Consider the following 8,983-nt stretch of genomic DNA (forward strand, 5'->3'; position numbering starts at 1 on the left):
GACGCCGAATGGCAAGCGGGCCGTCTACCGGAGTCAAGGGGAGAGTTGCTGTTCCTGCGGCCGATGGAGCCGACGGAAGGGATATGCCACGTTGACGGTTCGAAAGAGCCATTTAGCGATGCGGCGGTTGAGGGAGATCAAAGAGAGGCCTGAGATGCAAGCGATTTATCGGCGTCGCAAGAGCACGGTGGAGCCGGTCTTCGGCCAGATCAAATGTGGGATGGGTTTTAGACGATATTTCTATCGAGGGCTTTCGAACGTTCGGAGCGAGTGGAACTTGGTTTGTGCGGCATTCAATCTGAAAAAAATCACGTCCCTTCTTCAGCGAAAAGAATTGATCGGATCCCTTGAAGGGGTTACATGAAAAGAAGAAGGCATCGGTGGGATGTAAAGATAACCTGTCTGCCGTGTGGGCATAGTTAAACTGGCAGGTATATTAGTGCAGTACGATTTTGCCTAAACATACCATCCCTTCACAAAATATCAAGACTAATTGCTCAGGCTCCTAGTTGGGTGATCAAAATAGATTCGGGTTTTACTATTAAGATTTGGTAGGGATTTTGTACATCAATTAAAGACCCTTTGTTTTAAATTTTAGGTGAACGTAAATCCAAATGATGGATAATTCTTCAGATTTCCCTTTATTGACGCTGGTTATTTTTCTTCCCCTGTTTGGAGCCTTACTGGTTTTTTCCCTTCGCAATGTTGAAACCATCAAATGGGCCACCTTGGGTACTTCCAGTGCGGTTTTCCTTGCTTCCCTGCCTTTGTTCTTCTTGTTTGATACCTCCACTCACGAGATGCAATTTACAGAGTATCATCAATGGATACAATCGCTAAATATCCATTACCGATTAGGGATTGATGGGATCAGTATCCTTCTGGTTCTAATGACGACGTTTCTTACACCCCTCTGCGTGCTTTGTTCTTGGAATGCTATATCTTCAAGGGTGAAGGAGTTTATGATCTCCCTATTGGTGTTGGAAACTGGAATGCTGGGTGTTTTTTGTGCCCTTGATTTTATTTTCTTTTACATCTTTTGGGAAGCCATGCTCATTCCCATGTACTTGATCATTGGGGTGTGGGGGGGACCCAATCGGGTTTATGCTGCCATCAAATTTTTCCTCTATACCCTGGTGGGGAGTCTTTTGCTGTTGGTTGCGATTATTGTGCTTTATTTTGAAGGAGGGGGAACTTTTAATATTCTCGAGCTGATGAACGGGAGTTATAGCCCTGGTCTTCAGGTTTGGCTCTTCCTGGCATTTTTTGCGGCCTTTGCAGTGAAGGTTCCCATGTTCCCTTTTCATACCTGGCTTCCCGATGCCCATGTGGAAGCACCGACGGCTGGAAGTGTAATCTTAGCTTCCGTTTTACTGAAAATGGGTGCTTATGGGTTTTTGAGATTCTGTCTTCCGATCCTCCCAAATGCCTCGAACTTTTTTACCCCAATGATTTTGGGTCTCTCCGTAATTGCGATTATTTATGGCGCCTATATGGCGTTGGCCCAAAATGATCTTAAAAAATTAATTGCTTATTCGAGTGTCAGTCACATGGGATTTGTGACCCTGGGCCTTTTTGTTTTTAATACGCAGGGAATTGAAGGGGGGCTCCTTCAAATGATCAACCATGGAATTACCACCGGGGCCCTCTTTTTGTGTGTGGGTATTTTGTATGACAGGACTCATAGCCGTCTCATAGGGGATTATGGAGGTATCTCCAAGAATATGCCGGTATTTGCCACGCTTCTGGTTATTTTTTCCCTTTCCTCCTTGGGTTTACCGGGGACCAATAGTTTTGTGGGAGAGTTTTTGGTCCTGATCGGGGCCTTTCTCCAGAATCCCTTTGTGGCGGTTTTGGCGACGTTAGGAATTATCCTGGCGGCCGTTTACCTTTTATGGATGGTCCAACGGGTCCTCTTTGGTCCCATCACGAAAGAAAGTAATAGACAATTAGCCGATATTAATCTGAGGGAGGCCGTTACCCTGGTTCCCCTTGCCCTATTGGTATTTTGGATTGGTGTTTATCCCGGTCCCTTTTTGGATGTCATGCATTCAACGGTAGAAAATTTATTAGACCATTATACAGCCAGCATCGATTTGCCGGTGGTGGTTTCCCAATCTGAGGGTGGGGTTCAATGACGTTTCCAATAACCGATCTTTATGCCATTCTTCCCGAATTAATTATTGTTCTTTATGCCTGTATCATTTTGGTTTTTGATCCTTTTATTTCCAATGAGAAAAAAGTACATCTCGCATGGACGTCCCTTTTGGCTTTGGGCCTGGCCTTTTTTGCAAGTTATCGTTTCATGAGCCTTGAAATTGAAGCCTTTAGCGGCATGTTTATTTTGGACCCCTTTTCCACGTTTTTTAAGTTCCTTTTTTATACCATTACAGCGATAACAATTTTGATGTCGATTAATTATCTTAAATTAGAGGGGGTTCATTTGGGCGAGTACTATGCCTTTTTGCTTTTAGCAACCTCGGGCATGATGTTAATGGTGTCAGGGTCGGACCTCATTACCATTTATTTAGGTCTGGAGTTAACAGCCATCTCGCTTTACGTACTGGCGGGGTTTAAACGGTTTGAACCAAAATCTACAGAAGCATCCGCCAAATATTTTGTTCTCAGTTCATTTTCTTCTGGAATCCTCCTTTATGGCATTTCCCTTCTTTATGGTCTAACTGGGACCACCCATTTAAAAGGGGTTTCTGCTTTTATTGTTCAAACAGAATTCTCAGGTCCGGCGTTGATACTAGCCGTTATTCTTTTGGTGATTGGGTTTGGTTTTAAAGTTGCAGCCGTTCCGTTTCATATGTGGGCCCCGGATGTCTACCAAGGGGCTCCAACCTCAGTGACGGCTTTTATGTCGGTTGGCCCCAAAGCGGCTAGCTTCGCCATATTTTTACGTGTCTTTTTAGAAGCCTTCGGTGGAATTAAAGAAAATTGGACCGCCCTTTTGATTGTTTTATCCGTTGCAACGATGATACTTGGAAATGTGGTTGCAATTTCTCAAACAAATATAAAACGGATGCTGGCCTATTCGAGTATAGCCCATGCGGGGTACGCCCTGATCGGTTTGGTGGTGGGTAATCAGGATGGTATCTCTAGTCTCCTCCTTTATTTATTCATTTATGCTTTTATGAATTTAGGGGCATTTGGCGTGGTGATTCTCATCAGACGGGGTGAGATGGAAGGGGTAGAAATTAAGGATTTTTCGGGTTTGGCAAAACGTAACCCCTTGGCTGCACTGGTCATGCTGGTTTTTATGTTTTCCCTGACCGGTATTCCTCCTACCGCAGGGTTTATCGGAAAGTTTTATATCTTTATGGCGGCCGTCCAAGCCGATTTGGTTTGGCTTGCGGTCATTGGTGTTCTCCTTTCAGCGGTTTCGGCCTATTATTATCTCCGGGTGGTTATGGTGATGTATATGCAAGAACCCGAACAAGAATTTGAATTGGCCACCTCACCAGCAATGTCCATTGCACTTCTGGTTGCGGTTGGGGTAATCATGGCCATCGGGGTATACCCCGACCCAATCGTTAGCTATGCACAGAGTTCAATTTTAAATATTCAATAAAGCCTGTTCATGGTTTGAAGGATTTTTTGGGGATCAGAACCGTTAGGGTGTGGGAGAGAATGGTTTCGTGAGGGGGGAAATTGTTTTCTAGCTTTTTTCTTTTACCTTGGTTCGATTTTCAGAATAACATTTTGGACAAACCCCAGAAAACTCGACCTTATGGCTCAACCCATCATATTTCCCTTTGATGGAGTCCGGGATTAAAATCTGGTCCAAGGTGGGTTCATGAATATCATCAATTCTTTTACACTTCACACAAACCACATGATGGTGGATACCCAAATTGGCATCATATCGTGCTTGGTGCCAGGGATTGACCTCCGTAATGAGTCCCAGTCCTTTTAGGGTCTCAAGGGTGGTGTAAATGGTATTTCGCGAAAGCATAGGATAATCCCCTTTGATGCTTTGATAAATTTCTTCTGGACTGGGGTGATCTTTGCTCTTTTTTAATGCCTCATAAACGGCTAGTCTTTGGTGGGTCAGCTTAAGCCCATGTTTTTTAAACTCTTCTGAAACATTAATCGTTTGTTCTTTCATCTTTCAACCTCAACCAGTAATTATTCGTAATAAGTAATGTACATTATAGTAGGGGAATGAGTCAAGTTTGGGGAAATAGACCGCAAAATAATTCTATATGAAAAAAGGAGAGGATATGGCACTTTTTATCCAGGTTTTTTTGACGTTTGTTTTCCTTGAGTTTTTTGGAGGTCAAGCCGTGGGGGCTGGTTTTGCGGTTTATGAACAGGGAGCCGCAGCTATGGGACAAGGTGATGCCTTCGCAGCCAGGGCTGATAATCCTTCCGCTATTTTTTATAACCCCGCGGGCATTGTTCAATTAGAGGGAACCCAGGCTTCTTTGGGGGCAACGGCTATTATTGTGGAAAGTGAATTTAGAAGCAATACAACAGGGTTAACTACCGATATGTTTCAGCAGATTACCTTTCCGCTTCATTTTTTTTTAACCCACCCGATTTCAGAAAATGTCAGTTTGGGTTTTGGGGCTTTTTCCCCTTTTGGGTTGAAAACCGATTGGCCGGAAAATTGGGAAATTTCCCGATTTTCGTATCGGTCATCTGTTGAAACCCTTTATATAAACCCAACGGTTGCCTGGCGCCCTCATGAAAAAGTTATGGTAGGTTTTGGAATTAATTATGTTCGAGGAAGATCGGAGCTGAGAAGAAAAGTACCCGATCCCTTTCTTGGGCCCGACCATGACCTTAATATCCATAGTGGAGAAGGGGATGGGTGGGGTTACAATTTTGGATCCCTCTTTTTGATCTCTGAACGCACTTCCCTAGGAGCATCCTTTCGGAGCCAGGTAAGGATCGATTATGAAGGAAGAGCCGAATCTTCCTTTCCCGGATTTGTCAATGGGGCGGCCTTTACCACTTTAACGATGCCCCCCATCGCCGTTGTGGGTTTATCTCATCATTTTTTTCCAAATTTTGCCCTTGAATTGGATTTTCAATGGACGGGTTGGTCTACCATTCAAAACCTTGATTTAAGTTTTGAAAATTCTGTTTTCGATACCTCTATTCCCAGAAACTGGAATGATGTTTTTGCAATCCATTTGGGAGGAGAATATTGGTTTAATGAAGTTCTTGCTTTTCGTGCGGGTTATACCTTTGATGAAACCCCTATTCCCGATAATACAATGGATCCCATTTTACAAGATGCCACACGAGATATTTTTTCCTTCGGGATTGGTTATACCTCGGGGATTCTTACCACCGATTTAGCCTATGATGTGTTCTTTTTAAGGGACAGGGATGTGAATAATGTTTTGCCTGCTTTAATTCCAGTTACTCAAAATGGAACCTATGAAACCATTGGGCATTTGATTGCTCTTAGTTTTACTTTTATTTTTAATTGAAATTTTTTGTGGCACCAGGGTCTTGATTGGCATGGGGATAATGCCGGCCTCTCCATGTCGGGCCCCCTCTAACCCGGTTTTGCCAAGTGCTGGTGATGGCAATTCCTAGTGTGATCACCGCTCCTAAGGGAAGGGTAAAAGTCCAAAAAGGGGACTTTTCCAAACGGTTATAAAGGGAAAAACCAAAAAACAAAAATGCGAAGAAAGTAAGTATGGAAAGTAAAAGTGTAAATGTTGATGGATTAGAAAAAAGGGTCCAAAAAAATGCAACCGGTGGAAAAACAAATGTAAACGACAAAAACAACGTCACCAACAAGAGGGTAAGCAACGGTTTTTTCTCCCACAAAACCCATTGACGTTTTTCATACCCTAACCGGAAAGGAAGCATTAGCCCCGCATAAAAATTTTTTTGCCAACCCTTCCAGATTTCGGAAAATGATTCATACATCCGAATGGAGATATACTCCCGTCCGTCAGACAGCCAAATGGTTCCTCTATTTTTTTTAACCAAATTGGCCATGGCATAATCATCTATAAGTTGGTCCTTGATTGGTGAATATCCTCCTACGCGAAGGAAGGTTTCCCGTCGAATGAGAAGGAACGCTCCGATTCCAAAACTTTGCGGATCGGAGGGGTCATTAATTTTAGAAACATTCAGCCCATAGAGGATAATGGAAAGAACGGAGGGTTGAATCACACATTCCCAAAATCCCCCTAAAATTGATTGTGGAAGGAGGGTAAGCAGGTCCGCTTTTCTTCGGTTCAATTCTGAAACCGCCGCGGAAAGAGCCTGAGGGTGAAATTCCACATCGGCATCGGTGAAGAGCAAAAGTTGATGTTTGGCGTATTTTGCCCCATGGCCAAGAGCATGGGGTTTCCCCAACCAATCTGGAGGGAGGGGAGGGGCTTTTAAAAGCTGAACCCGTGGGTCCTTCTGGGAAATTTTTTGAACGGTCTGGGCGGTTTCGTCATCGGAGTGATCATCTACAACCCAAATTTCAAAGGGCCTGTAGGTTTGTTTTTGGAGAGAATCAAGGGTTTTTGCAATATTCCTTGCTTCGTTTCGGGCGGGAATGATTATGGAGAAACCCTGGCGGGGTGAGGAATCGGTGTTTTCAAGAGTCAGAGGGGAAAACCCTTTAAAGCCTTTTCGGTAGTGGAAAACGAGATGGATAAAATGAAGAAAAGCTATTCCGAGTAGCACTGCCATCGGTTATTGGAGGTTCATGGCTCTAGGGTTTAATCTTTTTTCTAATGTCTTCCCGGTTGTTTTTAGCTATCCTTAGGTTCCGAAGTTCCAGGTATAATTCCCGCTCTTTTTCACTTAAATGGGGTGGCGGCCCTACCACAAGAATTCTCCAATAAAGGTCCCCGAAACCCTCTCCTTTTGCCAATGGAAGGCCCTTTCCCTTTAAACGGAGTTGATGTCCATTTTGGGTTCCTTGAGGAATATGGAGTACGACATTTCCCACCAGTGTTGGAACGGTCATTTCAGTCCCTAAAGCGGCTTCATCATCCCATATGGGTAACTCAGCAAAAAGGTTATGACCTTCGGTCTTAAAGATGGGGTGGGGAACAATCCGTACCCGTAGGTATAAATCTCCAGGCTTTCCCCCCTGGACGCCTCCTCCTCCCAGGCCCGCCAGGCGGATTTTGGACCCTCCCTTTAACCCTTTTGGAATCTTTACCTCAATGGTTTGGGACCTCTCCGTTTGGCCAGTTCCCCTGCAATTGGGACAGATATGCATGGTGACCCTCCGACGGTGTTGGGATGAGGTTGTAGTTGAAATTTTCCCCCCCCCTTTGCACCGGCTACAAAATTCCCCCAAGGAAATTTTCAGGGCTTTTTTTTCTCCTTTTATTATTTCTTCTAATGTGAGGGGGAAATCATGTTCGATATCTTCCCCGGCTTGAGGTTTTGGAGTTCCTCCTCCAAAGCCTTCTGAAGAAAATGGGGTCCCTCCGAAAAACGCCTCAAAAAAATCAGAAAACCCTCCGGCCTTTCCCCTTGGTCCGGGTTCAAACCCTCCAAAGTCGGAATAAACATTTCCATCCTGTTGGTCTTTTAGGATTTGTTCCCAATTGGCTCCCAATTGGTCATATTTTTTTCTTTTTCCCCCATCCCCAAGGACTTCATAAGCCTCATTAATTTCTTTAAAACGATCTTCGGCCTTTTTATTCCCTGGATTTAAATCGGGGTGAAATTTCCGGGCAAGTTTTCGGTATGCACTTTTTATGGCGTCTTGAGTGGCACTTCGCTCAACCCCTAAGCTTTTATAATAATCTTTAAATTCCATAAAAACATGTTAACCCAGAAAACCGGAAAATTCCATATTTTTCTTTGGGTTATAAAATATTTTGTTGCTATTGGTTCTTTTTAATAGAAACGCTAAATTTCTTGACAACGTTGGGTGGGCTTGGTACGATTCATAGGTTTAAATTTAAAAACGAGGAGGTACCTTAGGGTGAAACAGGTTGACGCGGTATTAATCGGGGACATGCATTTGGTTTTGAAAGAACCTCTACCTAAAGATGAAAAAGGTGGTGATGAAATTTTAGTGAGGGTGAGATTCTCATCTTCTTACAAACCTGAACTTCAACAAACTGAAACGGTTTTAGAGGGATAATTTCGGTAGGCCAATATTCGAACTTATTAATAAAATTTTTAAAAGGTGGAATAGGGATATTGGCCTATCATTTTAGTTGTAAATATTTTAAGAATAGCCAATCTCACTCAGTGCGATCCCTGCCAGAATTTTTTTAAATTTATTTCCTTATAATTTTTACGTTTTCCATTACAACATTTTTTAAAGGCCTGTCACTACCATCCCGTTGTACCTTAATGATTTTATCAACGATATCCTGGCCCTCTACTACCTCCCCAAATAGTGAATGGCGGTTGTCTAGCCAGGGTGTTGGAGCAACGGTTATAAAAAATTGGCTTCCATTGGTATTCGGACCCGCGTTTGCCATGGAAAGCCGTCCTGGTTTATCGTGCTTAAGTTTTGGGGAAAATTCATCCGCAAAGGTATACCCAGGACCTCCCCTTCCCGTTCCTTCAGGATCTCCCCCCTGAATCATAAAATTCGGGATTACTCTGTGAAAAATGAGACCGTCATAAAAGGGTTTTTTAACCTTTTTCCCGGTTTTAGGATCTAGCCACTCCTTGGTTCCCTCTGCCAGTCCAACAAAGTTTGCTACGGTGTTGGGGGCTTCTTTTTCAAAGAGTTGGCAGGTTATGGTTCCAAGGTTGGTATTAAAAACCGCGTAGGTTCCGGATGGAAGAGTTTTGTTCTCCGTTGCCCCTGATGGAACGACCATGGCCACCAAAAGAAAGAATGCCATTCCACTTACTAAAAACATAAGAGCCTCCTTTTCTAATTAAAGTTTCAGGATCACTACTGTCCCAACGTTATACAAATAAATTCAATTGGTTATCGTCATCAATGGTTTCATCTTCGTAATCAATCGAAGAAAGCGCTTGTAATATTGGGGTTTTTTCGAACAGCGACACACTCAAAATTTGTAGAATT

General features: G+C 43.4%; 9 protein-coding genes. 5 read left to right on the plus strand and 4 right to left on the minus strand.

Going from position 1 to position 8,983, the window contains the following annotated elements; all coding sequences use genetic code 11:
• The 3 genes from VGB26_15485 to VGB26_15495 all read left to right on the plus strand — a co-directional run.
• Nucleotides 1–364: transposase (locus tag VGB26_15485; GenBank protein HEX9759176.1), on the plus strand; the 364-nt coding region annotated here is incomplete at its 5' end.
• Between the two features lie 250 nt (nt 365–614).
• Nucleotides 615–2,138 (plus strand): NADH-quinone oxidoreductase subunit M, encoded by a 1,524-nt coding sequence (locus VGB26_15490; protein ID HEX9759177.1) that lies wholly within the window; start codon nt 615–617, stop codon nt 2,136–2,138.
• The gene (locus VGB26_15495; GenBank protein ID HEX9759178.1) at nt 2,135–3,577 is read left to right on the plus strand and encodes an NADH-quinone oxidoreductase subunit N; all 1,443 of its coding nucleotides are present in this window, start codon (nt 2,135–2,137) and stop codon (nt 3,575–3,577) included. The genes VGB26_15490 and VGB26_15495 overlap by 4 nt, the downstream gene beginning before the upstream one ends.
• An 87-nt stretch (nt 3,578–3,664) precedes the next feature.
• On the opposite strand, the gene VGB26_15500 is transcribed toward VGB26_15495, so the two are convergent.
• A complete protein-coding gene (locus tag VGB26_15500; GenBank protein ID HEX9759179.1) occupies nt 3,665–4,114 on the minus strand; it encodes a transcriptional repressor in 450 nt (149 codons plus the stop codon).
• A 115-nt stretch (nt 4,115–4,229) separates the two neighbouring features.
• On the opposite strand from VGB26_15500, the gene VGB26_15505 reads away from it, so the two are divergent.
• Nucleotides 4,230–5,450 (plus strand): OmpP1/FadL family transporter, encoded by a 1,221-nt coding sequence (locus VGB26_15505; GenBank protein HEX9759180.1) that lies wholly within the window; start codon nt 4,230–4,232, stop codon nt 5,448–5,450.
• Here the strand turns inward: VGB26_15505 and VGB26_15510 are convergent.
• Nucleotides 5,443–6,660, minus strand: a complete 1,218-nt coding sequence (locus VGB26_15510) for a glycosyltransferase (protein ID HEX9759181.1) — start codon at nt 6,658–6,660, stop codon at nt 5,443–5,445. The two genes, VGB26_15505 and VGB26_15510, sit on opposite strands and share 8 nt — an antisense overlap.
• 22 nt (nt 6,661–6,682) lie before the next feature.
• The gene (locus tag VGB26_15515) at nt 6,683–7,747 is read right to left on the minus strand and encodes a J domain-containing protein (protein HEX9759182.1); all 1,065 of its coding nucleotides are present in this window, start codon (nt 7,745–7,747) and stop codon (nt 6,683–6,685) included.
• Nucleotides 7,748–7,915: 168 nt separating this feature from the next.
• Here VGB26_15515 and VGB26_15520 point away from each other — a divergent pair, with 168 nt between their 5' ends.
• The gene (locus tag VGB26_15520; GenBank protein ID HEX9759183.1) at nt 7,916–8,077 is read left to right on the plus strand and encodes a hypothetical protein; all 162 of its coding nucleotides are present in this window, start codon (nt 7,916–7,918) and stop codon (nt 8,075–8,077) included.
• Nucleotides 8,078–8,216: 139 nt separating this feature from the next.
• Here VGB26_15520 and VGB26_15525 read toward each other — a convergent pair whose 3' ends face one another.
• Nucleotides 8,217–8,771 carry a peptidylprolyl isomerase gene (locus VGB26_15525; protein ID HEX9759184.1) on the minus strand — a complete coding sequence of 185 codons (555 nt, stop codon included), beginning with the start codon at nt 8,769–8,771 and terminating at the stop codon, nt 8,217–8,219.
• Nucleotides 8,772–8,983 lie beyond the last annotated feature (212 nt).

It is taken from the genome of Nitrospiria bacterium, assembly GCA_036397255.1.
In the GTDB taxonomy this organism is placed as follows: domain Bacteria; phylum Nitrospirota; class Nitrospiria; order DASWJH01; family DASWJH01; genus DASWJH01.